Below are 23979 nucleotides of genomic sequence, written 5' to 3'. Positions count from 1 at the left end.
CATCGCGAGCAGGCTCGCTCCCACAGGGGATCTGTGGCGGGGACAAAATTCGTGAACACACCGATCAAAACTGTGGGAGCGGGCTTGCTCGCGATAGCGGTCTGCCTGAACCGGTGATGTTGGATGGGCCGCCGTCATCGCGAGCAGGCTCGCTCCCACAGGGGATCTGTGGCGGGCACAAAATCTGTGAACACCACCACAAAACTGTGGGAGCGAGCTTGCTCGCGATAGCGGTCTGTCTGAACCGGTGATGTTGGATGGGCCGCCGTCATCGCGAGCAGGCTCGCTCCCACAGGGGATGTGGGGCGGGCACAAAATTCGTGAACACCGCGATCAAAAACTGTGGGAGCGGGCTTGCTCGCGAAAGCGGTCTGTCTGAAACGGTGATGTTGGATGGGCCGCCGTCATCGCGAGCAAGCTCGCTCCCACAGTTTTTGATCGCGGTGTTCACGAATTTTGTGCCCGCCACAGATCCCCTGTGGGAGCGAGCCTGCTCGCGTTGACGGCGGCCCATCCAACATCACCGTTTCAGACAGACCGCTTTCGCGAGCAAGCCCGCTCCCACAGTTTTTGTTCGCGGTGTTCACGAATTTTGTGCCCGCCACAGATCCCCTGTGGGAGCGAGCCTGCTCACGATGACGGCGGCCCATCACACATCACCGGTTCAGACAGACCGCTATCGCGAGCAAGCTCGCTCCCACAGGGGATGTGGGGCGGGCACAGAATTCGTGAACACCACCAAAAACTGTGGGAGCGAGCTTGCTCGCGATAGCGGTCTGTCTGAAACGGTGATGTTGGATGGGCCGCCGTCTTCGCGAGCAAGCTCGCTCCCACAGTTGTTGGTGGTGTTCACGACTTCTGTGCCCGCCCCACATCCCCTGTGGGAGCGAGCTTGCTCGCGATAGCGGTCTGCCTGAAACGGTGATGTTGGATGGGCCGCCGTCTTCGCGAGCAAGCTCGCTCCCACAGTTGTTGGTGGTGTTCACGACTTCTGTGCCCGCCCCACATCCCCTGTGGGAGCGAGCCTGCGCGCGATGACGCCGGCACATTCAACATCACCGTGTCAGGCAGACCGCTATCGCGAGCAGGCTCGCTCCCACAGGGGATGTGTGGCGGGCTTTCGCTTATAGCGTTCCAATACAAAATCCGTATTCACTTACTTCCATCAGGTCTTGGCTACTGTCAGATATGACAGTGGTCCTCACTGCGGCTCACTTCTAACCTGATCCAGCCTCGCAAGTATGCGAAGCCAATCTTCGATGACCCGCAAGGAGTTCATGATGAACACAAGATACTGTCCCACTAAACCGACCCTGCTGGCTCTTTCCCTATTATTGAGCGGCATGACTTTTCAAGCTTTCGCGGCAGGACGCGAGCCTTGCAGCGCGGACAAGGTCGCGCAAGCCAAGGAGTTGAAACCAGGGGGGATGGGTGAAACGGCTCTGTCCGAAGAAGAGTACGTAACGCAACTGAACCTGGAAGCGGTCAGGGTCACCGGAGTCGTCATGACCAAGGACTTGAGAAATGATCGTCTCACTGTGGTTACCGACAACTCCAGCAGCAAAATAGTGACCGACATGTACTGCAAATGAACGGTCCCGAAGAACTCGCCACATGCCCCTCATTGAAGTGGCATGTGGCTGTCACCCTGCCGCTTGAATGCTCAACGTAACAGGCGTCACTTCACCCCCCGAGTTTTCGTATTCCCTCAGGGTCCGCTGACATCAGGCCAAAAGATGCCTGGAGATCAGCTTCGATATTTCGACGATGCCCGTCTTGCCGGTGAATTCGAACTTCACCTTGCCCAGGGATGAAAAGTAAATCTCCAGTTCCGAATCCAGGTCGAAGGTGCCGGAGGTTTCTACCGAGTAGGCCACGATGTTTTTATAAGGCAGAGAGGTGAAGTCTTTTTTGCTGCCGGTGATGCCTTGCACGTTCACTGCGATGATGCGTTTGTTGGTGAAGACTACGCCGTCGCGCATGGACTTATAGGCGTCGATGACCTGTTCGCCATCCAGCAGCAGGGCTGTTACGCGTTCGGCATACTCATCGTTCTGCTTGAGCTTGAAGAAGCCTTTGTTGTTGAAATCGATCATCCGTAAATCCTTGTGGGGTTGAAAAGCGTTCCAGGCTTCCTGGGCCCATATCGAGACGGGCGCGGGGATTCTGGCGCAGCCAGGAGTAACATCACAAGGCCATGACCGAGCATTTCGCCGTCTCACCAGGCTAAATCCCCCGACACCCGATGCGTGGCCAGCGAACAGGCCAGTAGCCATTATTTCGCTTTTATGGTTTCCTGACCCCCGTTACGGTTGCAGGCTGAAACCTTTCGCCCTGTTTCGGTCCCGATGGTTGTCGCCCCAGCCCTGGAAGGCTCTAACGCACCCTTTTGAGGCGTTAGCCAATACTCGCGATTTTTCCCGCACTGACCGTCACAATCCCCCGGCAAACTGTTTTTCTGCCTAGACTTGCAACTGTCCGCCGTGCGCTGTGTTTTGAATGAGCCCGCACGATAAATACAAAAACAAAGAGGAAACCCCACAATGTTCAAACCTATCTGGAAAGCGCTCGCCTGTACGCTGGCACTCAGTGCGTTGAGCACGGCCATGGCGGCGGATCCTGTCGTCATCAAGTTCTCCCACGTAGTAGCCGAACAAACGCCCAAGGGCCAGGGCGCACTGATGTTCAAGAAGCTCGTGGAAGAGCGTCTGCCAGGCAAAGTGAAGGTCGAGGTGTACCCCAACTCCTCGCTGTTCGGCGATGGCAAGGAAATGGAAGCCCTGCTGCTGGGCGACGTGCAGATGATTGCGCCGTCGCTGGCCAAGTTCGAGCACTACACCAAGTCCGTGCAGTTGTTCGACCTGCCGTTTCTGTTCGATGACATCTCCGCTGTGGACCGCTTCCAGTTGAGCCCTGAAGGCCAGAAGCTGCTCAAGTCCATGGAAAGCAAGAACATCACCGGCCTGGCCTATTGGCACAACGGCATGAAGCAGTTGTCGGCGAACAAGCCACTGCGTGAACCCAAGGATGCCCGTGGCCTGAAGTTCCGCGTGCAGGCCTCGGCCGTGCTGGAAGAGCAGTTCAAGGCGGTGAACGCCAACCCGCGCAAAATGAGTTTCGCCGAGGTCTACCAAGGCCTGCAGACTGGCGTGGTCAACGGTGCGGAAAACCCGTACTCGAACATCTACAGCCAGAAAATGCATGAAGTACAGAAGTACATCACCGAGTCCAACCACGGTGTACTCGACTACATGCTGATCACCAACACCAAGTTCTGGAACGGCCTGCAACCTGACATCCGTACCGAACTGGACAAGATTCTGGTTGAAGTCACCACCCACGTGAACAACGAGGCGGCGCAACTGAACCAGAAAGACAAGCAGCGCATCCTGGACGCCAAGACCACCGAAATCATCACCCTCACGCCTGAAGAGCGCGGCGAGTGGCGCGACAAGATGAAGCCGGTATGGAAGAAGTTTGAAGGTGACATCGGTGCTGATCTGATCAAAGCCGCCGAAGCCTCCAACAAGGCTCAGTAATGGGTTGGCCGGTGCTGCCGCCCTGGCAGCGCCGGCCTGTCGTCCCCCCTGCAGGAGATGTCATCCATGAACGCCCTTCGGCGCATCTGGGAACACTTCGAGGAAGGTTTCATTGCCTTTCTTCTGGCCGCCATGACGCTGGTTACTTTCGTCTACGTGGTGCTCAACAACCTCTACACCGTTTTTTACAGCCTCGGTGACAACTGGCCAGCCGCCAGTGAGCCGGCGTTCGCCATTGGTGACAGCATCATGGGCATGGCCCAGGCCATGACCTGGAGCACCTCGCTGACCAAGGCCCTGTTTGGCTGGCTGATCTTTTTCGGGTTGTCCTACGGCGTACGCACGGCCGGGCATATCGGCGTGGATGCGCTGGTGAAGCTGGCGAGCAAACCGATACAACGCTTTATCGGCGTGATCGCTTGCCTGTGCTGCCTGACTTACGCCGGGCTGCTGGCCGTCGCCAGTTACGAGTGGATCAATACCCTGATGATCGCGCAGATCGGCGCAGAGGACCTGGGCCACTTCGGCATCATGCAATGGCACATCGGCCTGATCGTGCCGGTGGGTTTTGCGTTGGTGTTTATCCGTTTCGCGGAAATTCTCGTGCGCATCCTGATGAATCGTCAGACCGGCCTGGGCCTGGCCGATGAAGCGGCCGAAGCCATCAAATTGACTGAACACGAGGAAGACAAGCCATGACCATTGCCTTCCTGTTCGTGGCGCTGTTCGTGCTGATGTTTATCGGCGTGCCCATCGCCATTTCGTTGGGGCTGGCCGGTTCGCTGACCATCATTTTCTTCAGCCCGGACTCAGTGCGCTCCCTGGCGATCAAGCTGTTCGAAACCTCTGAGCACTACACACTGCTGGCGATTCCGTTCTTCCTGCTGGCCGGTGCGTTCATGACCACCGGTGGCGTGGCGCGACGCCTGATCGACTTTGCCAACGCCTGCGTCGGGCATATCCGTGGCGGTCTGGCGATTGCGGCGGTACTGGCGTGCATGCTGTTTGCCGCGTTGTCGGGTTCAAGCCCTGCGACGGTGGCGGCGGTCGGTTCCATCGCCATTGCCGGTATGGTGCGCTCGGGTTATCCACAGGCGTTCGGCGCCGGCATCGTCTGCAACGCCGGCACCTTGGGCATCCTGATTCCGCCGTCGATCGTGATGGTGGTGTACGCCGCCGCGACCGAAACCTCGGTGGGCAAGCTGTTCATGGCCGGGGTGATTCCGGGCCTGCTGCTGGGGTTGTCGTTGATGGTGGCGATCTACGTCGTTGCTGTGAAGAAAAACCTGCCGGCCCTGCCTCGGGCGACGTTTCGCGAATGGCTGTCCACGGCGCGCAAGGCCCTCTGGGGTCTGCTGCTGATGGTGATCATCCTCGGCGGGATTTATTCCGGGATGTTCACACCCACCGAAGCGGCGGCTGTGGCAGCGGTGTATTCAGCCTTCATCGCACTGTTCGTCTACAAGGACCTCACGTTCCGTGAGACGCCCAAGGTGCTGCTCGAATCGGCCAAGCTGAGCATCATGCTGATGTTCATCATTGCCAACGCCATGCTCTTCGCCCATGTGCTGACCACCGAGCAACTGCCGCAGCAAATCACCGCCTGGGTGATCGAGGCCGGGCTGACGCCGGTGACCTTCCTGCTGGTGGTGAACATCGTGCTGTTGATTGCCGGTGCGTTCATGGAGCCTTCGGCGATCATCCTGATCCTGGCGCCGATTCTGTTCCCTATCGCCATGCAACTGGGCATCGACCCAATCCACCTGGGCATCATCATGGTGGTGAACCTGGAGATCGGCCTGATCACGCCTCCGGTGGGGCTGAACCTGTTCGTCACCTCGGCGGTGACCGGCATGTCGCTGCCCGCCACCATCCGCGCAGCCATGCCATGGCTGATGATCCTGCTGGCGTTCCTGATGCTGATTACCTATGTGCCATGGATCTCGCTGGCCTTGCCGAACTGGTTGGGGATGAACTAGCCCCGACTCAAGACAGGCGCAGCGGCGAGGGCATTTGTTCCCTCGCCACTGCGCTGTCGGGCTAAGCCTGCGTGTCGCGCCGTCGACCAATAAAAGGGAAGCCTCACCATGCTAAAACCTCTTTGCAAAGCGCTCGTCTGTACCTTGAGTTTCAGCCTGCTAGGCTCAGCCATGGCGGCTGAACCGATCGTGATCAAGTTTTCCCATGTCGTGGCCGAGCAAACGCCCAAGGGCCAGGGCGCGTTGATGTTCAAGAAACTGGCGGATGAACGATTGCCAGGCCGGGTGAAGGTCGAGGTGTATCCCAACTCCACGTTGTTTGGCGATGACAAGGAGATGGAAGCGCTGCTGCTGGGTGACGTGCAGATCATTGCGCGCTCGCTGGCCAAGTTCGATCAGTACACCCGATCCGTGCAGTTGTTCGACTTGCCGTTTCTGTTCAACGACATTGCCGCGGTGGACCGCTTCCAGCAGAGCGCGGAAGGCCAGAAACTGCTCAAGTCCATGGAAAGCAAGAACGTCACTGGCCTGGCCTATTGGCACAACGGCATGAAGCAGTTGTCGGCCAACAAACCACTGCGTGTACCCGAGGATGCCCGTGGCTTGAAGTTCCGGGTGCAGAGTTCGGCCGTGCTGGAAGAACAATTCAAAGCCGTGAGCGCCATCCCCCAACCGATGATTTTCTCTGTGGTATACCAGGGCCTGCGCACCGGTTTGGTCAACGGCACGGAAAACACCTACTCAAACTTCTACAACCAGAAACAGCATCAAGTGCAGAAGTACATCACCGAATCCAACCACGGCATTCTCGACTACATGCTGATCGCCTCGTCCGACTTCTGGAACGGCCTGCCGCCGGATATCCGCACCGAACTGGACAAGATCGTGGTCGAGGCCACCGCCTATGCAAACAGTGAGGCGGACCGACTGAACCAGCAGGACAAGCAGTTCATCCTCGACGCCGGGACCACCGAGATCATCAGCCTCACCCCCCAGCAGCGCAACGCCTGGCGCGAGAAGATGAAACCGGTGTGGGCAAAGTTTGAAAAAGAGATTGGGCCGGATTTGATTAAAGCCGCTGAAGCTTCCAACCAGGCGCAGTGAGGCAGCAAAGCCCAGTGCAGCCTGTGGCGAGGGAGCTTGCTCCCTCGCCACAAGAGCTGGAGCACGTCGCCTTTTCACCGAGTCCCAGTTCTCCAGCGCATTGCGTTATGATCCCCGCCTCCATCGGAGCCAGAGCTTTACCCGCGAATGTTGCCGTCCTCATCTGACATCTCCCCTGCCCTGCCCCCTGTCCTGGTCGGCCCGCTGCTGCGGCGACTGGAGCCCACACGGCTGGTGATGTGGCTGGTGGGTACACGCCCCCTCACGTTGACGCTGCGTGTGGACGGTGTGGGCGATCTCACCCTGGATGCCCCGCGCTGCACCGTAGTGCCGGTGGGGCAGCAGGCTTTTGTGCACCTGATCGATGTACGACTCGACACCGCCCTGCCCCAGGACGTGGTGATTGACTACGACCTGCTGGTGGACGGCGCGCCCATTGCCGAATGGGCGCCCCTTCTGTTGTATGGCCAGGCGCAGTGCCCGAACTTCGTCCTGCATTCGCGTATCGATCAACTGGTCCATGGTTCCTGCCGCAAACCCCACTATCCGACCCACGACGGCTTGCTCTGCGTCGACCGGCTGTTGGCACAAGCCCCACAGCAGCGTCCGGCGTTGTTGATGATGAGCGGCGATCAGGTCTATGCCGATGACGTCGCCGGGCCCATGCTGCGGGCGATTCATGCGTTGATCGAGCGGCTGGGGCTGTTCGAGGAATGCCTGGACGGCGCGGTGGTTGAAGACAGCGCCAAGCTCTATGAACACCCGGCCAGCTACTACCACCGCGCCGATTTATTACCGGCGCTGGAAAGCAATGAAACCCTGCGCGAGCGTTTTTTCGGCGGGGCCCGCAAGCCGATATTCACCAGCAGCAGCGCCGACAATCATCTGGTGACCTTCGCTGAAGTGATGGCGATGTATTTGCTGGTGTGGTCACCCGTGCCGTGGACCCTGATCGACCCGCAACCGCCGGAACTGACCGCCGAGCGGCGCCAGCGCTATGCGCTGGAACAGCAGCGCATCGAGGGTTTCAAGACCGGTCTTGGGGGCGCGGCGCGGGTGTTTGCACACCTGTCGTGCCTGATGATTTTCGACGATCACGACATCACCGATGACTGGAATCTATCCGCGCAGTGGGAAGAAACGGCCTACGGCCACCCGTTCTCCAAGCGCATCATCGGCAACGCGTTGATCGCCTACATGCTCTGCCAGGGCTGGGGCAACAACCCGGACGCGTTTGATGAGGTGATCCAGCAAACCCTGGCCCTGAGCGACACCGCCCGGGACCGCTACCTGGACAGCGGCCCACAGGACAAACTGATCGACACGCTGCTGGGTTTCCAGCAATGGCACTACGTGTTGCCGACCACCCCGGCCCTGGTGGTGCTCGACACCCGAACCCGCCGCTGGCGCAGCGAGCGCAACCTCAAGCAGCCTTCGGGACTGCTCGATTGGGAAGCCCTGAGCGAACTTCAGCAGGAACTGCTGGATCATCCCTCGGCGATTATCGTTTCGCCGGCGCCGATCTTCGGTGTGAAGCTGATCGAAACCGTGCAACGGGTGTTCAGTTGGTGCGGTTATCCGCTGCTGGTGGACGCGGAAAACTGGATGGCCCATCGCGGCGCGGCGCAAGTAATCCTGAACATTTTCCGGCACTCGCGCACGCCCGGTAATTACGTGGTGCTGTCCGGGGATGTGCATTATTCCTTCGTCTATGAGGTGCTGATCCCACACCGTAAGGGCGGCCCGCGCATCTGGCAGATCACCAGCAGCGGCATCAAGAATGAGTTCCCGCCGGCGCTGCTGGAATGGTTCGATCGCCTGAACCGTTGGCTCTACTCTCCCCGCTCGCCCCTGAACTGGTTCACCAAGCGCCGCAGCATGCGCATCATTCCTCACACCCCCGAACACGCCGAGGCGGGAGAGCGGTTGTGGAACTCGGCGGGGATCGGGCAGGTGTTCTTCAATGAACAGGGGCAGCCGACGCAGATATTCCAGCACAACGCCAACGGCCAACCGCCGACGCGCATGCTGGCGCCGCAAGAGCCTTCGGCCTGAACCGAGTGAGTCCTGTGTGGGAGCGAGCCTGCTCGCGATAGCGCAGGCCCATCCAACATCCTTGCAAGCTGACCTTCCGCTATCGCGAGCAGGCTCGCTCCCACAAGGGATTTGCAGTGTTATGGGTTTGCGGCCAAATGAAATAACTCAAAACACCAACTGCAGCGTCTGCTGACCTTCCAGGCTCAGCAGGAACTGTTTGGCCGCAAGGCCGCCCGCAAAGCCGGTAAGGCTGCCGGAGGTGCCGATGACGCGGTGGCAGGGGGCGATGATGGAGATGGGGTTGCGGCCGTTGGCGGCGCCTACCGCCCGCACCGCCGTGGGCTGGCCGATCTGGATGGCGATGTCGCGGTAGCTGCGGGTTTCACCGAACGGAATGCTCAGCAGCGCCTGCCAGACCCGGACTTGGAAGTCGGTGCCGGCAAAGTCCAGCGCCAGGTCGAAACGGCGGCGCTGGCCGGCGAAATACTCCATGAGCTGGCGCTCGGTTTCCTTGAGGACCGGATGCTGGCTGTCCTCTTCCAAAGGCCCCAGGCGCACGCGGTTGAGACGCTCGTTTTCCCAGAGGATGGCCGCCAGTTTTGTATCCCGGGCGACGAGGATCAGTTGGCCCACGGGGGATGGGATGGTTTTGTACAGGGGTAACATCAAGCATTCCTTATCGCTGGCCAACCGCTTGGCACAAGTAACCAGTCCTAGCCCAACAACCCCAGCACCTTCGCCCGCGCCACGGCCTGGGTGCGGCGCTCCACGCCGAGTTTGCTGTTGATGTGGCTGGCGTGGGTCTTGACCGTGTGCAGCGAGATGAACAACTGCTCGCTGATTTCCTGGTTCGAACAGCCCTGGGCAATCAATTGCAGCACCGCCCGCTCGCGACTGCTGAGGGTTTCAACGGGGGCCGGTGAATCGGCAGCCACCGTCGACGGCAAGCGCTCAAGCAGGTTCTGGCGCAAGGGACTGGGGGGTGCGCGCAACAATTGCTCGCGCAGCCACTCCCGATGTTCACCCAGCAACCATTCGAACGGCTGCAGCACCCCGCCAGCGGCGGCTTCGAGGGCTTGGGCCAGGGTACTGCGGGCTTCGGGTTCGCGGCCGACGCTCAGCAGCAAGGCGACCTTCTGGTTGAGCGCCATCACACTGAGCATCTGCCGGCCGGTTTGCTGGCCGTGTTCAAGCAAGGCATTGAGCCGTCCTTCGGCCAACATGGGCTGGCCGCGGATGGACTCCAGCACCGCCTGTTGCAGTTCGACGTGCAGCGGCAGTTGCGGGTGGAATTCCGGCGGCGCGGCGGCCCGCTCACCGGTGTAGGTCTGCCCCAGCCGCGCCAGCCAGGCTTCGGCCAGGTCCGTACGCCCCTGGGCCAGCCAGAGTTCGCATTTGACCAGGGTGATCATCGCCAGGTAATAAATCGGCGGAACGTCCCAGATATGCATCAGGCGCTCGGCTTCGGCCAGTTCGGCAAAGGCCCGGGCGAATTCACGAGCGTGGCCTTCAACCCGCGCGATCACGCAGTGGCCGATCAACACGCTGATGTCGCGGCACGCCCGCGCTTCGGTAAGACCGGCCTGCAACCGCGCCAAGCCGGCCTGGGGCTGCATGCGCAAGGTCAGCAGGAACCCTTCGTACAGAATCAATCGCGCCCGCACGGCATACAGCCGTTGCGGCGAGAGTGCGTGCAGGCGTTGCAGGCCCTGGCGCACTTCATCGAGCGCCCGCAGGATCTCCCCTCGCGCTTGCAACACCCGGGCACGGTCGTAATGGGCCAGGGCCTCGAACAACGGGTTACCGACGCGCTGCGCCAGCTCCAGGGAGTCACGGTTCAAGGCCCGGGCGCGCCACAGGTCACCGTCGGCAATCGCCAGGTTCGACAGCGTGGACAGGCACATCAGACGTTGGCCATAGCGCTTTTGCGGCAGGCTCTCCAGGGCTTCGGTGCAGTAACGCACAGTGGCCTCGCGATCCCCACGGCCACGGGCAATGATCCCGCTCAGGGCCAGCCATTGGGCAAGCATGGATTTTTGCGCAGTGGCCGAAGGCGCCGGCAGAAACCGGCTCAGGTGGGCGGCCAGTTCTTCAGCGGCGTCCAACTGGCAGGCCAGCCCCAGCGCCCAGCTGTACAGCACGATCAAGCGCGGTGTGCTGATGAGCAGGCTGTCGGGCAAGTCCATTTTCCAGCGCAACAACATGCCGACGTTCTGCTCGGCCAGCAATTGCTCCTCCGAGAGGTTCTGCACCAGGTTCGCCGCCACATCCAGGTGCCCGGCCCGCAGCGCCTGCTCCACGGCCTCGTCGATCAAGCCCTGGGCATTGAACCAGCGGCAGGCCCGCAGGTGCAGGGTCGCAGCCGGCACCATGGCCGGCGCACTGGGACGGCTGCGCAGCAAATCGGAAAACAGATGGTGGTAACGGTACCAGTGGCCATGCTCGTCCAGCGGCACCAGGAACACCTGGTGCGCCGCCAGATACTCCAGGATTTCGGCGCTGTCATGGGCTTCGCGCACGGCATCACACAGTTCGCTGCAGAAACGTTCCTGGGACGCGGTGTCGTAGAGAAACGCCTGCACTTCGGCGGGCAGACAGTCGATGACTTCCTCAAGCAGGTAATCGCGAATCAGCCCTTCGCCGCCATGCAGAGCCTGGGGCATCCGGCCCTCAGTCCCGGCCTCGGAAGCGGCCAGCAACCAGAAACGCAGCCCGGCCACCCAGCCTTCGCTGCGCTGGATCAGGCTCTCCAGGGCTTCCCCGCGCAACGAACTGCTGTGGTGCTGCAGCAGGGTCAGGGCTTCTTCATGGGTCAGACGCAAGTCCTGCTCGTTCAGTTCGAGCAATTGGCGTGACAGACGCAGGCGCGCCAGATGCCAGTCCGGGCGCTGCCGACTGGTGACCAGCACCAGCAAACCTTCGGGCAGGTGATTAAGGAAAAATTGCAGGCAACGGTCCAGCACCGGGCTTTGGGCCAGGTGGTAGTCGTCGAGCACCAGCAGCAAGGGTGTATCCGGCGACAGATGCGCGGACAGTTCATCCAGCAGGCCGTCGAGCCATTCTTCGAAGGCGAAAGGCTGGTGGCGCTGGCGCATTTTCAGCAGCCCCAACGCACGACCTCCCAACTGCGGGTAGAACGCCTGGAGCCCTTCGAGCAGCCGTTCCAGAAAGCGTCCCGGGTCGTTGTCCCGGGCACTGAGCCCCAGCCAGAGGCTTTGCCAATGGGCCGGCAGGCTCTGGCAGAACTCCACCGCCAGTGAGCTTTTGCCGAACCCCGCCGGGGCGCTCACCAACAGCAACCGACCTCCAAGCCCCGCACTCAAGCGCTCGCACAACCGCGGCCGCACGACATGGCCGTCAGGCAAGGGCGGGCGGTAGAAGCGCCCGTCCTGGACCGCGACGGCGGTGCGGGCAGAACCCGGGAGTGAAGACAGATCAGTCATGGCCGGCTCTTGTTGAAATGCGGGTGGCGGCGTTGCAGATGTCCGCAGACTAGCGGTAAACGAGGAGGTATTGAAGGGAGTTGCTACAAATGGCTACAAAAAGGCTACAAGCCGACCGATTCGAAAAACTCAGGCAGCCACCGCTCTTGTGGCGAGGGAGTTTTGATCATTCCCACGCAGGAGCGAGGGAATGCTAGAGCTTTTTGGGGCTGCTTCGCAGCCCAGCGGGGATAAATCCCCTCGCCACAGGGGAGTTGTGTTGGGCAAAAAAAGCCCCGAACCAGTCGGGGCGTTTTTTCGAGGATGCGGCCTCGGGTGAAACTGTTTAGCGGATACCCTCCTGGCGCAATGCGTTGGGAGTGAACTCGGCGGTGCTGGCGGTGAAGCCGAAGTCGTAGGCCGATTTCTCTTCGTTCTTCATGCCCAGCGCCAGATAGCGGCCGGACTGCAGGTCGTAGAGGGTTTCCAGGGCGTACCACGGCACTTGCTTGTCGTAGTAGTTCTCGGCATGAGCCTCGGCAACGCGCCACAGTTGGCCACGACCGTCGTAATGGTCGATCACCGCGGCTTGCCAGGTGTCTTCGTCGATGTAGAAGTCACGCTTGGCGTAGATGTGGCGTTGGCCTTCCTTCAGGGTCGCGGTCACATGCCAGACACGACGCAGCTCGTAGCGAGCCAGGTCCTGGTTGATATGGCCGGCCTTGATGATGTCGGCGTACTTGAGCTGAGGCGAATCGATCTTGTAGCTGTTGGAGGCAATGTACAGTTCTTTCTTGCCCACCAGTTTCCAGTCGTAGCGATCCGGCGCACCGTTGTACATGTCCAGGTTGTCGGAGGTACGCAGGCCGTCGGCAGCGGTGCCCGGGCCGTCATAGGAGACCTGTGGCGCACGGCGCACACGGCGCTGGCCGGCGTTGTAGACCCACGCAGAGCGCGGTTCCTTCACCTGGTCGAGGGTTTCGTGCACCAGCAGTACACCACCGGCCAGACGCGCCGGCGCGGTGACTTGCTGCTTGAAGTAGAACAGGATGTTGCCAGGGTTGGCCGGATCGAAATCCTTCATCTTGTCGCGGAACACGAACTGGTCCCTGAAGTACACCAGGCTGTAGGAGCCGTTGGGCTGCGGCGTGGCCTGGGTCACCAGGCGGGTCACGCTGCCGCCGCGATAGCGGGTGATGTGGTTCCAGATCACTTCCACACCGCTCTGGGGAATCGGGAACGGCACAGCCGTCTCGAAGTTCTCCAGACCGTTACCGCCGGACACCAGCTTGGTATTCACCGCGTTTTTCTTGATGGAGGCAAACACATCATCCGGCACGGTGGCGCCGCGATGGGATGGGTAGACCGGCATCTTGAAAGATTCCGGGTAACGCTTGAACATTGCGTACTGGCCCGGCGCGAGCTTGTCCTTGTACTGGTCGACGTTCTGCGCGGTGATGGTGAACAGCGGCTTTTCACTGGCGTACGGGTCGGAAAGGAAACCCTTGCTGTCTACGCTGCCGGCGTTCTTGGCCATGGGTTTCCAGGCCGGGATCGAACCGTCGGCATTGCCGGCCATTTCGGCGCCCATCGGCGTCAGGCTTTTGCCCAGTTTGTCGGCTTCGGCGGCAGGCACCGCCGCCATGACGCTGGCGGCCAGCAGGGATAGCCCCAAAACACCGACCTGCAACAGACTCTTTGTTATTTTCATAGTGTGTCGTCCTGAAATACTGTGCTTAGAAGGTCACGCCGACGCTGAGCGCCAGGAAATCGCGATCGTCCACGGTGCTGAAGTCGCCACCAAAGAAGTTGGTGTAGGCCAGGCTCGCGTTGTAGGTGTTCTGGTACTCGGCATCCAGTCCGAGGCTGACGGCTTTGCGGCCTTCTTCAAAGTTGGCGCCCGGGCCTGGCGAGTAGCCTTTGACGTCATGGGACCAGGCCACGTTGGGCTTGAGGTTCACGCCGGCGAACACATCCGGATACTCCCAGATGGCGCGGGCACGGTAGCCCCAGGAAGTGGAGGTGGTGAAGCCGTCGTTGTTGCAGTTGCTGTTCACATCGGCACTGGTCTGGCCACCACCGGCCGCAGTCGAGCCATTGAGCACGTTACAGAAACCGTTGGGCAGTTCTCCCGGGCCAAACACCGGGTCACGGCCATAACGAGCGTCGGATTTGCTTTCCAGGCCGCCCACGTAGGTCACGCCGACTTCGCCCACCAGGGTCAGACGGCTGGCGCCCATGACCTGATCCAGGAAGTGGGTGAACGTGGTCTGGAACTGAGTGATTTCCTTACGGTTATAGCCATGCAGGTCCTGACCCGGCGAGCCAGGGAGGATCGAAGCATTGCCAAGACCGGGAAGCGGGGTCACACCGGCGAAAAGAATGTCCGTGGTGCTCAGTTGCACCGGGGCGTTCGGACGATAGCTCAGTTCACCGCTCCACGCCGTACCGGTAGGCAAGGTGGTGGAGAAACTCAAACCGTAGAGACGGATATCTTCAGGGTACTCGATGAAATAGTTCGAGTTACCCGCCACCAGCAGAGGCGACAGCGCGGCGAACGCAGGCGGCAGTCCTGCTGCCAGGTCAAAAACGGACTGTGGAGCACCGGTGGCACTGAAAATCGGCGCACGGCTGTGGTAGTTCATGAAGTAGGCACCAAACTCGGTGTCCAGCGGCTCGAACATGTACTTGAACGACACGCCCCACTGGCCACTGTCGCGAGCATCACGATCCGGACCGCGACGCACCAGCACGCCTTCTTCGTTGACGTTGACGCCAAGCGCCTCCGCTGGGCCCAGGGCGGCCGCCGGGAGCGTAGAGCGTTTGTTCAGCACTCGCAGGTTGTCGCTGCAACCATCGGCAACCACGTCCGGCTGGGAGAAGAACGTGCCGCAGTTATCGACGACCGTCTGGTCCCACTCCAACTGGTAGAACGCCTCGGCCGACAGGTTGTCGGTCAGGCTCTGGGACACATAGAACATGTTGACCGGAATCAGGCCTTCCTTGATCTCGGCACCAGGACGACGGAACGCCGACACGTCGACCGGGTTGATCGAGTTGATCCCGCCCTGGATGAAGGTGCTTTCACCCCAGCTGACCACCTGTTTACCCAGGCGGACCGAGCCAGGCTGATCGCCAATGGCGTAGTTGTGGTAGATGAAGGCATCGAGGATCTGCCCGCCGGACGACTTGGCGCCTTCCTTGCGGTTGCTGTCGCTGATGTCCTTGTACAGGCGATGTTCGTCCTTGAGTTCGAAGTCGTACCAGTACTTGCCGCGCACAAACACGCCGGTATCGCCGTACTTGAGTTCCAGGTCGTGGATACCCTTGAAGATCTTCGAAAAGGTTTCCCCACGCTTGAAGTTCAGGTGACCGTCGTCGGAGGTCTGGGACAGGCCCTTGCCGCCGTTGTTGACGCCGATCAGGTCCCTGTTGGCCTTGGCCGTGGACCAGCTTGCGCCGACCGACAGGGACGAGTCGAACTGGCCCTCGATTTCACCGATGTTGAAACTGACGCCGAATGCTGGCCCGGCGAGCGAAGAGGCGAGACTGACCGCCAGAGGCAGTTTTGCCCGGCGCCAGAACGTGTTTGCTGAGGTCATCGACGCTACTCCATGTGCTTTTATTTTTATGGCAGTCAGTATTTTCCAAGAACACTTTCAACGGCTGGGAATGGCAACGTTCCACCCCGTTCAAAGTCGCATCGCCCGTTTAGTGCGTGCGCCCCGTTCTTGAAAATCCTTAAACGGACTATAGCCAGCAGGTAGTACGGCTTGATCCCTCTAAAGTGTGATTTGCAGCCCGCGACCACTCTGGAACAGTCCTTTCGCCAGGCCGACAGATGTCGGCACGGCAAGGATGGCTGAAATTTTCGGTTTGACAAGGCAAGCGCTTGCTTGGTGGGGCTGCCGTGCCCTTTTGGACACGGCAAAAACGTTTAAAGCGTCGACAGGAAGGTGCTGTTATTGCTCTGCCATTCGGTGACGTCGATGCGGATACGCTTCTTGTCGAGCTTGCCGACGCTGGTCTTGGGAATTTCCGTAACAAGGGCGATCTGGCTCGGGATCGCCCACTTGCTCAGGTGCCCCAATTCGACGAACGGCTTGAGATGTTCCTTGAGCTCGCGAGCCCCGATCTGATGCCCTTCGCGGATGACCAGCAAGGCAAATGGGCGCTCGCCCCACTGCGGATCGGGAATCCCCACCACTGCTACTTCGCGTACCGCGACGTGACGGCTGATGAGGTCTTCCAGGTCCAGGGACGAGATCCATTCACCGCCAGTCTTGATCACGTCCTTGATGCGGTCGCGAATATCGATCACGCCCATGCTGTCCAGCGTGGCGACATCGCCGGTGTGCAGCCAGCCGCCGGCCCAGAGCTCGGCGCCCTTCTGCGGCTCGTTGAAATAACCCTCGGTGAGCCACGGTGCGCGCAGCACCAGCTCGCCCTGGGTCTCGCCGTCAGCGGGCAGGAAATGCCCCTCGGCGTCGACAATCGCCGCTTCCACCAATGGCCCTGGTACACCGGCCTTGATCCGGTAGGTGATGCGTTCGTCTTCGCTGCCGGCCATCAATTCGTCGTTGAGGTGGGCGCAGGACACCAGCGGCCCGGTTTCCGACATGCCATAGGCGGCGGTGAGCTGGATGCCCCTGGCCTTGGCCGCTTCATACAGGCTGCGGTTCAGGGCGCTGCCGCCGATGACGATTTTCCAGCCAGCGAAATCGGTGTCCTGGGCGCCCTTGGCATTGAGGACCATTTGCAGGATGGTCGGCACGCAGTGGGAAAAGGTGACTTTCTCCTTGCGCCACAACTGGACCAGGAATTCGGGGTCATAACGACCGGGGTAGACCTGCTTGAGCCCGAGCATGGTCGCCACGTACGGCAGGCCCCAGGCATGGACATGGAACATCGGCGTAATCGGCATGTACACGTCGTTGGTACCCAGCAACCGCACACTGTCAATGGCGCCCATGATGGTCGACACGCCCATGGTGTGCAGCACCAGTTGCCGATGGGTGAAATACACGCCCTTGGGGTTGCCGGTGGTGCCGGTGGTATAGAACGTGGTGGCGACCGAGTTTTCGTCGAAGTCCTGGAAATCGTAGGCGGGGCTGGCAGCGGCGAGCAGTTGTTCGTATTCGCCCACCAGGTTCGGCAGGTCGGCGGTTTTTTCAGGCAGGTCGGTTAGCAGGAGGGTTTTTTCTACGGTTGTCAGGTGTCCGGCAATCGCCTGGTACAAACCGACGAACTCGCTGTTGACCAGCACGAAGCGGTCTTCAGCGTGATTCATGGTGTAGAGGATCTGTTCCGGTGACAGGCGCACGTTGATGGTGTGGATCACCGCGCCGATCATCGGGATCGCAAACATGCACTCCAGATAACGATGGCTGTCCCAGTCCATCACCGCCACGGTATCCCCGGCCTTGACCCCGGCCTCGGTCAGCACATTGGCCAGCCGCGCGACGCGTTCGATCAGGGTCGGATAGCTGTAGCGAAACTGGTCGCGGTAAATGATCTCGCGGGTTTTCTCATAACGCGCACCGGACATCAGCAGCCGCTTGATCAGCAGCGGGTATTGATAAGCGCCTTCGGCTGGAGGAATAACGCGAGTCTGCAACATAAGAGTCCCTTTTCTGACTGCACGGTCTTGGCTGGAAGTAAGCACTGTAGAGCGCCGGTACGCGGATCAAATCAGCCAAAGGAATGATTTGATCCGCCCGCAAATACTAGCCTTGAGCCATATACCGTCACCTGCAGTCAGGAGTCGGGGCGATCAACGCATCTCGGTAAACGCCAATTTGACGCCAATGGCAACGAGTACCGCGCCCATGGTCCGGTCGAACCAGTGGCCCATGCGGGCGAACCCGGCGCGCACTCGCTGTTGGCTGAACAGCATGGCCACCAGACAGAACCACACTGCCGTCGCCGCCGCCAGGTAAACGCCGTAACCGGCCTGGATTGCCAGGGGGGTATGAGGGTTGATGACCACGGTGAACAGCGACAGGAAAAACAGCGTCGCCTTGGGGTTCAGTCCGTTGGTGACGAAGCCCGAGGTGAAAGCGCCACGGGCGGTACGTTCGCCGGCCTCTTTGTGCAGGTTGCCCGCCGTCGGCTTGACCGGTTGCGCACGCAACGCCTTGAAGCCGATGTACAGCAGGTAGACGGCGGCGGCCCATTTCAGCGCGTTGAACAGCACGATCGATTGCGACACGATCAGGCCAATGCCCAGCAGCGAATACCCCACATGCAGGAAAATCGCCGTGCCCACGCCCAGCGCTGTCCAGGTTCCGGCGCGGCGACCATGGGTCACGCTCTCGCGCACCACCACGGCAAAATCCGGCCCGGGGCTGGCCACGGCCAACAGGTGGATCAGGGCGACGGTGAGGAATTCGGTGAGGTACATGGGGACTCCTTGGCTAGCTCAATCTCAAGACAAACATCAACTGTGAGTGAGGGGCTGTGTGGGAGCAAAGCTTGCTCCCACACACATCTGATAGGCTCGCCACATTACGCCTTCGATTCCTGCGATAAAAGGTACAGCTGATGACGAACAACGGCCGCGCAGTTTTCCTCGACCACCCTTCCCTGGACCTCGGCGATTTGGACCTGGGACCACTGCGCAACTGCTTCAGTGAACTGCAACTGTTCGCCCGCACGAGCCGGGATGAAGTGAGCGAGCGGCTCAAGGGCGCCACGGTGGCGATCACCAACAAGGTCGTGATCGATGCGACCGCCATGGCCGCCAACCCCGAACTGAAACTGATCCTGATCAGCGCCACCGGCACCAATAACGTCGACCTGGAAGCCGCGCGCCAACACGGCATCACAGTGTGCAACTGTCAGGGCTACGGTACGCCGTCGGTGGCCCAGCATACGATCATGCTGCTCTTGAATCTGGCGACGCGCCTGGGTGATTACCAAAAAGCAGTCGGCGCAGGTCGGTGGCAGCAGGCTTCGCAGTTTTGCCTGCTGGACTATCCCATTGTCGAACTGGAAGGCAAAACCCTCGGGCTGTTGGGTCATGGTGAACTGGGCAGCGCCGTCGGACGACTGGCCGAGGCCTTTGGCATGCGCGTGCTGTTGGGGCAGATCCCCGGACGCCCTGCTCGTCCCGACCGCTTGCCTCTGGATCAACTGTTGCCGCAGATCGATGCCCTGACCTTGCACTGTCCTCTCAACGAACACACGCGCAACTTCATCGGCGCCCGGCAACTGGCGCAGCTCAAACCCGGCGCCTTTGTGCTCAACACCGCCCGCGGCGGCCTGATCGACGAACAGGCCCTGGCCGATGCCTTGCGCAGCGGCCATTTGGGCGGCGCGGCCACCGATGTACTGAGCGTGGAGCCACCGACCCAGGGCAATCCGCTGCTGGCCGCCGACATTCCGCGGTTGATCGTCACGCCCCATAACGCCTGGGGCAGCCGCGAGGCGCGGCAACGGATCGTTAGCCAACTGACGGAAAACGCCTTGGGTTTTTTCAGCGGTACAGCGCTGCGAGTCGTCAGTTGATAAACTGCCGCACTTTTTTTCAAGGAGCAGACCATGGATCCGCGCAGTGAAGTACTGCTTCGTCAGGCCGAGTTATTTCAGGGTTCGGTCCTGCTGGCCGGCCTGCCCGCCGATGATCTGCTCGGCCGCTTGCCCCAAGCCCACGGCTGGTGCTGGCACGCCGGTGATCAGGCCGCGCTGGATGCCCGTTTCCCCGAGCGCAGCCACTTTGGCGTGAACGTGCCGGCCCGTGAGTTCGAGACCGCCGTGGTGTTCCTGCCCAAGGCCAAGGACCTGACCGACTACATCCTCAACGCCGTGGCCTCGCGCCTGGCCGGTCGCGAGGTGTATCTGGTGGGGGAAAAGCGCAGCGGCATCGAAGGCGCGTCCAAGCAGCTCAATGCCTTCGGCAAGCCGCGCAAGCTCGACAGCGCGCGCCATTGTCAGCTATGGCAGGTCACCGTGGCCGACGTCCCCGAGGCCAAGCCTTTGGAAAGCCTCGCCCAGACCTACGAGCTGCCCCTGGCCGAAGGCGCACTGAAGGTCATCAGCCTGCCGGGGGTGTTCAGCCACGGTCGCCTGGATCGCGGCAGTGCGCTGTTGCTGGAACACCTGGATAAACTGCCCAGCGGCCACCTGCTGGACTTCGGTTGTGGCGCCGGGGTGCTGGGGGCAGTGGTCAAGCGTCGCTATCCGCACAACACCGTCACGCTGCTGGACGTGGATGCGTTCGCTGCCGCCAGCAGCCGCCTGACCCTGGCCGCCAATGGTCTGGAGGCCGAGGTGCTGACCGGCGACGGTATCGACGCCGCGCCCATGGGATTAAGTGCGATTCTGAGCAACCCGCCGTTCCATGTCGGCGTGCACACCGACTATCACGCCACGGAAAATCTGCTGCGAAAAGCAGCGAAACATCTGAAAAACGGCGGCGAACTGCGCTTGGTGGCGAACAGTTTCCTCAAGTATCAGCCGTTGATCGAAGAGCATCTGGGCGTGTGCGCGATCAAGGCCGAAGGCCAGGGTTTTCGCATCTATCGGGCCAAGCGCGGCTGAAGCAAATTTAAGAAACAGCACTTGCCCAATCGGATTTGCCTAGGCAGAATCCGCTCCGTCCTAGGGGAGTAGTCTCCCGCGAGCGCCATGCTCGCCCGGCATACGTCAACATACTTGGTCAGCAGACCATGGCGTATGCGGCCCAAGCGTCCACGCAGATGGTCGCTGGGTTTGACAAGACCTATGACACGCACACCTTACCCGGGGCGGGAAGGCTGTACGTGTCATAGCCGTGTCGACCCGCCCCTCTAGGAATCACCTGATGCTGGACTCTTTCCTCGTACCTACCGCTATCGTTGCGCTGGCCGAAATCGGCGACAAGACGCAACTGCTCGCGCTTATTCTCGCGGCTCGCTTTCGCAAACCCTGGCCCATCATTGCCGGCATCGTTGCCGCCACCTTGGCCAACCATGCGGCAGCCGGCGCGGTGGGGGCCTGGGTCGGTAGTATTTTCTCGGACGCGGTCCTGCACTGGATCCTGGCGGTGAGCTTTGCCGCCACGGCGCTGTGGACGTTGGTGCCGGACAAACTGGACGATGACGAAGCCAGTACGGCCCGCAAGTTCGGGCCTTTCCTGACCACGCTGATCGCGTTCTTCCTGGCGGAAATCGGCGACAAGACCCAGATCGCCACCGTGATGCTCGCCGCGCAGTACCCGGAACTGTGGCTGGTGATCATCGGCACCACCGTGGGCATGCTGATTGCCAACGTGCCGGTGGTCCTGGCGGGCAATTTCGCCGCCGAGAAGCTGCCCCTGACACTGATCCGCCGCCTGGCCGCCTCGGCGTTCTTGGTCCTGGCGATCGTGGCGGTGTACAAGGCGATGCAGAGCAGTGGGTGGGTTTGATCGGGTAGGTGAGTAATACCGCGTTATCGTTCATCGCGAGCAGGCTCGCTCCCACACTGGCTGCGGGTGTTCACAAGAATATCGAACACGGCCAATCTCTTGTGGGAGCGAGCCTGCCCGCGATGAACGATGACGCGGTCTGATTGAAGTCTGCGTCGCCTCTGTCGCGAGCAAGCTTTGCTCCCACAACGATGATTACTTTCTAGCCTGCTGATACAGCGGCATCACCTTCGGAATCGCCGCCTGCAGCGACGCGATCCGGCTGCTGGAGGACGGGTGGGTGCTCATGAATTCCGGCGGCGCGCCTTCCGAAGCCTTGGCCATCTTGTTCCACAACGTGATCGCGGCATTCGGGTCGTAGCCGGCGCGAGCGGCCAGTTCCAGGCCGATCAGGTCGGCTTCGTTCTCATTGCCGCGACTGTTGGGCAGGGTCATGCCGTAGTTGGCCACAGTATCGGCCAACGCCAGGCTGTCCTGACCCAGACCGAACAATGCACCGGCGCCCTGCTTGGCCATTTCGATGCCGTAGGCCTTGGACATCGCTTCGCGGCCGTGCTCGCGCAAGGCGTGGGCGATTTCGTGGCCGATGATCGCGGCGATTTCATCGTCAGTGAGCTTGAGCTTGTTGATCAAGCCGGTATAGAAAATGATTTTGCCGCCGGGGCCGCAACTGGCGTTGAGCTCATCGCTCTTGATCAGGTTCACTTCCCAGTTCCATTGCGCCGAATCCGGGCGGAACACAGGTGCCTGAGCGATCAGCCGACTGGAGATGGCCTGGACGCGCTTGGCATCGCTACTCGTCTTGTCCAATACACCCTTGGCGCTCGCTTCGCCCATGGTCTTTTGGTAGGACTGGGCATACATCTGATTGACCTGGTCGGTGGACAGCATGCTGAACATGTATTGCTTGCGCTCCACGCCCACGGCTCCGCCGCTGGTGGTGTTGACCGACTGGCAACCGGCAAGCAGCAAGCCCACACTCAGTGCACTCACCATCAATATCTTGTTCATGTAAGAAGCTCCCTGGAAACGTGGGCGTATCCTAGGCGCTGATTTGTATCGGCGCCAGATACATAGCGTGGGATTACAGTTTTTTCAGACAGACCCTACTCCAGTCCATTTACGACACCCACAAAGCCAAAACAGTCATCCGACGAACAGCGCCTCATGCTGGGCCAAAGAATCGCCGATACAGGCTTCAGACGTCATTCCCGCGTCCGGAGCCTTTATGAAATTCAAATCGATACAGTTTTCCGTGGCCGCTCTGGCCGGCGCCATCATCCTCAGTGTGGTCGGCGCCCTGGTGCTGTACGCGCTGTTTGCCGGCGCCCGCACCCAGGACATGGTGCAACAGCGGACCAAGGCGCAGTTCGAGCATCTGATCGAACAACGCCTCGACGCGCTCGCCCGCACCCAGGCCAGCCTGATCCAGCGAGAACTGGAGGCACCGCTGTTGCTTGCCCGGGGCCTGGCGACCACCAATGCCTTGATGGGCATGAACGGCCCGGACGGCAACGCACAACTGAAGGTGCCCCGCGAGCAGATGATCAGCCTGCTGCGCGAAACCGTGGTGCGCAACCCGAAGATTCTCGGCGCCTACATCGCCTGGGAACCAAACGCCATTGACCACGACGACGCCAATTACGTGAACAGCCCGGTGCTGGGCATGGAAACCGACGGGCGCTTCCTGCCGTGGTGGTTTCGCAACCAGGACGGCACCCTGGGCCTGGAAAAGCTCGCCGATGTGGCGGACCAGAAACTGCTGTCCACCGGTATTCGCGCCAGTGAGTATTACCTGTGCTCCCGGGACAGCAAGAAAGCCTGTGTGATCGACCCGGCGCCTTATCGCGTTGGCGATACCATGACCATGCTCGCCTCGTTCATCGAGCCGATCATGGTCGATGGCAAGTTCCAGGGCATCGTCGGCGCCGACCTGTCGGTGAACTTCATCCAGGACATGCTCGTCGCTGCCGACCGTGACCTGTATGAGGGCGCCGGGGAAATGGCGTTGCTCTCCAGCAACAACCGCTTGGTGGCCTTCACGAAGGACCCGTCCAAACTGGGAGAAAAGGCCAGCGACCTGCTGGACGCCAATGAACTGGACAACCTGTCCAAGCTCAGCGTCGGCCAGGTACGTTACGACGTCGATGAAGCCCATGGGCACATCGAGGTGTACATGCCGTTCGGCATCGGTGAAACCCAAGCCCGTTGGACGCTGATGCTGCAACTGCCACTGGATGCGGTGATGGCCGAACTGCAAGCGTTGCAAAAAGACCTGGATGCGCAACGCCAGACCGACATCTTCGGCATGGCCATGGTGGGCCTGGTGATTGCCGGCATCGGCCTGCTGGTGATCTGGCTGGTGGCCCACGGCATCGCCCGTCCCCTCAAGCAAATGGTGGCGATGCTCGATGACATCGCCCAGGGCGAAGGCGACCTGACCCGTCGCCTGGTGAGCGACCGCGCGGATGAACTGGGTGCGATCGCCAAGGGCTTCAATACCTTCCTGA

The 23979-nt window shown here is 60.8% G+C and carries 17 protein-coding genes, 1 pseudogene and 1 riboswitch; of the genes and pseudogenes, 10 read left to right on the top strand and 8 right to left on the bottom strand.

Annotation, left to right across the window (positions count from 1 at the left end; all coding sequences use genetic code 11):
* Window positions 1-1280: 1280 nt before the first annotated feature.
* The gene (locus MKS85_RS24330) at window positions 1281-1592 is read left to right on the top strand and encodes a hypothetical protein (protein ID WP_047229442.1); all 312 of its coding nucleotides are present in this window, start codon (window positions 1281-1283) and stop codon (window positions 1590-1592) included.
* Window positions 1593-1724: 132 nt separating this feature from the next.
* Here MKS85_RS24330 and MKS85_RS24325 read toward each other — a convergent pair whose 3' ends face one another.
* Window positions 1725-2096: a PH domain-containing protein gene (locus tag MKS85_RS24325; protein WP_047229441.1), complete on the bottom strand. Its 372-nt coding sequence runs from the start codon at window positions 2094-2096 to the stop codon at window positions 1725-1727.
* Window positions 2097-2543: 447 nt separating this feature from the next.
* Here MKS85_RS24325 and MKS85_RS24320 point away from each other — a divergent pair, with 447 nt between their 5' ends.
* The 5 genes from MKS85_RS24320 (at window position 2544) to MKS85_RS24300 (ending at window position 8677) form a co-directional block, all read left to right on the top strand.
* On the top strand, window positions 2544-3539 hold the full coding sequence (locus tag MKS85_RS24320; protein ID WP_047229440.1) for a TRAP transporter substrate-binding protein: 996 nt from the start codon (window positions 2544-2546) through the stop codon (window positions 3537-3539).
* A 66-nt stretch (window positions 3540-3605) separates the two neighbouring features.
* Window positions 3606-4238, top strand: a complete 633-nt coding sequence (locus MKS85_RS24315) for a TRAP transporter small permease (protein WP_188252261.1) — start codon at window positions 3606-3608, stop codon at window positions 4236-4238.
* On the top strand, window positions 4235-5518 hold the full coding sequence (dctM, locus tag MKS85_RS24310) for a C4-dicarboxylate TRAP transporter large permease protein DctM (protein ID WP_139051127.1): 1284 nt from the start codon (window positions 4235-4237) through the stop codon (window positions 5516-5518). Before MKS85_RS24315 ends, dctM begins: the two co-directional genes overlap by 4 nt.
* Window positions 5519-5626: 108 nt before the next feature.
* Window positions 5627-6622: a TRAP transporter substrate-binding protein gene (locus MKS85_RS24305; protein WP_047229437.1), complete on the top strand. Its 996-nt coding sequence runs from the start codon at window positions 5627-5629 to the stop codon at window positions 6620-6622.
* A gap of 147 nt (window positions 6623-6769) precedes the next feature.
* Window positions 6770-8677 (top strand): alkaline phosphatase D family protein, encoded by a 1908-nt coding sequence (locus MKS85_RS24300; protein ID WP_188252262.1) that lies wholly within the window; start codon window positions 6770-6772, stop codon window positions 8675-8677.
* 147 nt (window positions 8678-8824) lie between these two features.
* Here the strand turns inward: MKS85_RS24300 and MKS85_RS24295 are convergent, their stop codons facing one another.
* The 6 genes from MKS85_RS24295 to MKS85_RS24270 all read right to left on the bottom strand — a co-directional run bounded on the left by MKS85_RS24295 (window position 8825) and on the right by MKS85_RS24270 (window position 18484).
* Window positions 8825-9325, bottom strand: a complete 501-nt coding sequence (locus tag MKS85_RS24295) for a methylated-DNA--[protein]-cysteine S-methyltransferase (RefSeq protein ID WP_076386269.1) — start codon at window positions 9323-9325, stop codon at window positions 8825-8827.
* Window positions 9326-9372: 47 nt separating this feature from the next.
* Window positions 9373-12102: a LuxR C-terminal-related transcriptional regulator gene (locus MKS85_RS24290; protein ID WP_188252263.1), complete on the bottom strand. Its 2730-nt coding sequence runs from the start codon at window positions 12100-12102 to the stop codon at window positions 9373-9375.
* A 325-nt stretch (window positions 12103-12427) separates the two neighbouring features.
* The gene (locus MKS85_RS24285) at window positions 12428-13792 is read right to left on the bottom strand and encodes a DUF1329 domain-containing protein (RefSeq protein ID WP_188252264.1); all 1365 of its coding nucleotides are present in this window, start codon (window positions 13790-13792) and stop codon (window positions 12428-12430) included.
* Window positions 13793-13817: 25 nt separating this feature from the next.
* Window positions 13818-15683: a DUF1302 domain-containing protein gene (locus MKS85_RS24280; protein ID WP_139051131.1), complete on the bottom strand. Its 1866-nt coding sequence runs from the start codon at window positions 15681-15683 to the stop codon at window positions 13818-13820.
* 335 nt (window positions 15684-16018) lie between these two features.
* Complete coding sequence (locus MKS85_RS24275; protein WP_139051132.1) at window positions 16019-17701, bottom strand: fatty acid--CoA ligase; 1683 nt, start codon at window positions 17699-17701, stop codon at window positions 16019-16021.
* A 153-nt stretch (window positions 17702-17854) separates the two neighbouring features.
* A complete protein-coding gene (locus tag MKS85_RS24270) occupies window positions 17855-18484 on the bottom strand; it encodes a LysE family translocator (protein ID WP_188252265.1) in 630 nt (209 codons plus the stop codon).
* Window positions 18485-18624: 140 nt separating this feature from the next.
* Here MKS85_RS24270 and MKS85_RS24265 point away from each other — a divergent pair, with 140 nt between their 5' ends.
* The 3 genes from MKS85_RS24265 to MKS85_RS24255 all read left to right on the top strand — a co-directional run bounded on the left by MKS85_RS24265 (window position 18625) and on the right by MKS85_RS24255 (window position 21469).
* A complete protein-coding gene (locus tag MKS85_RS24265) occupies window positions 18625-19590 on the top strand; it encodes a 2-hydroxyacid dehydrogenase (RefSeq protein WP_139051134.1) in 966 nt (321 codons plus the stop codon).
* A 33-nt stretch (window positions 19591-19623) separates the two neighbouring features.
* Entirely contained in the window at window positions 19624-20622 is a 999-nt protein-coding gene (locus MKS85_RS24260; RefSeq protein ID WP_139051135.1) for a class I SAM-dependent methyltransferase, read from the top strand.
* 51 nt (window positions 20623-20673) lie between these two features.
* A riboswitch (yybP-ykoY riboswitch) is annotated at window positions 20674-20794 on the top strand.
* Window positions 20795-20884: 90 nt separating this feature from the next.
* The gene (locus tag MKS85_RS24255; RefSeq protein WP_047229427.1) at window positions 20885-21469 is read left to right on the top strand and encodes a TMEM165/GDT1 family protein; all 585 of its coding nucleotides are present in this window, start codon (window positions 20885-20887) and stop codon (window positions 21467-21469) included.
* A gap of 195 nt (window positions 21470-21664) precedes the next feature.
* Here MKS85_RS24255 and MKS85_RS24250 read toward each other — a convergent pair whose 3' ends face one another.
* Window positions 21665-22480 (bottom strand): M48 family metallopeptidase, encoded by an 816-nt coding sequence (locus MKS85_RS24250; protein WP_047229426.1) that lies wholly within the window; start codon window positions 22478-22480, stop codon window positions 21665-21667.
* A 217-nt stretch (window positions 22481-22697) separates the two neighbouring features.
* On the opposite strand from MKS85_RS24250, the pseudogene MKS85_RS29070 reads away from it, so the two are divergent.
* A pseudogene (locus MKS85_RS29070) lies at window positions 22698-23978 on the top strand (HAMP domain-containing protein); the annotation flags it as partial.
* Between the last annotated feature and the right edge of the window lies 1 nt (window position 23979).

The organism is Pseudomonas sp. JL2, from assembly GCF_031570495.1.
In the GTDB taxonomy this organism is placed as follows: Bacteria; Pseudomonadota; Gammaproteobacteria; order Pseudomonadales; family Pseudomonadaceae; genus Aquipseudomonas; species Aquipseudomonas rhizophila.
This window is presented reverse-complemented; position numbering and strand designations above follow the sequence as displayed.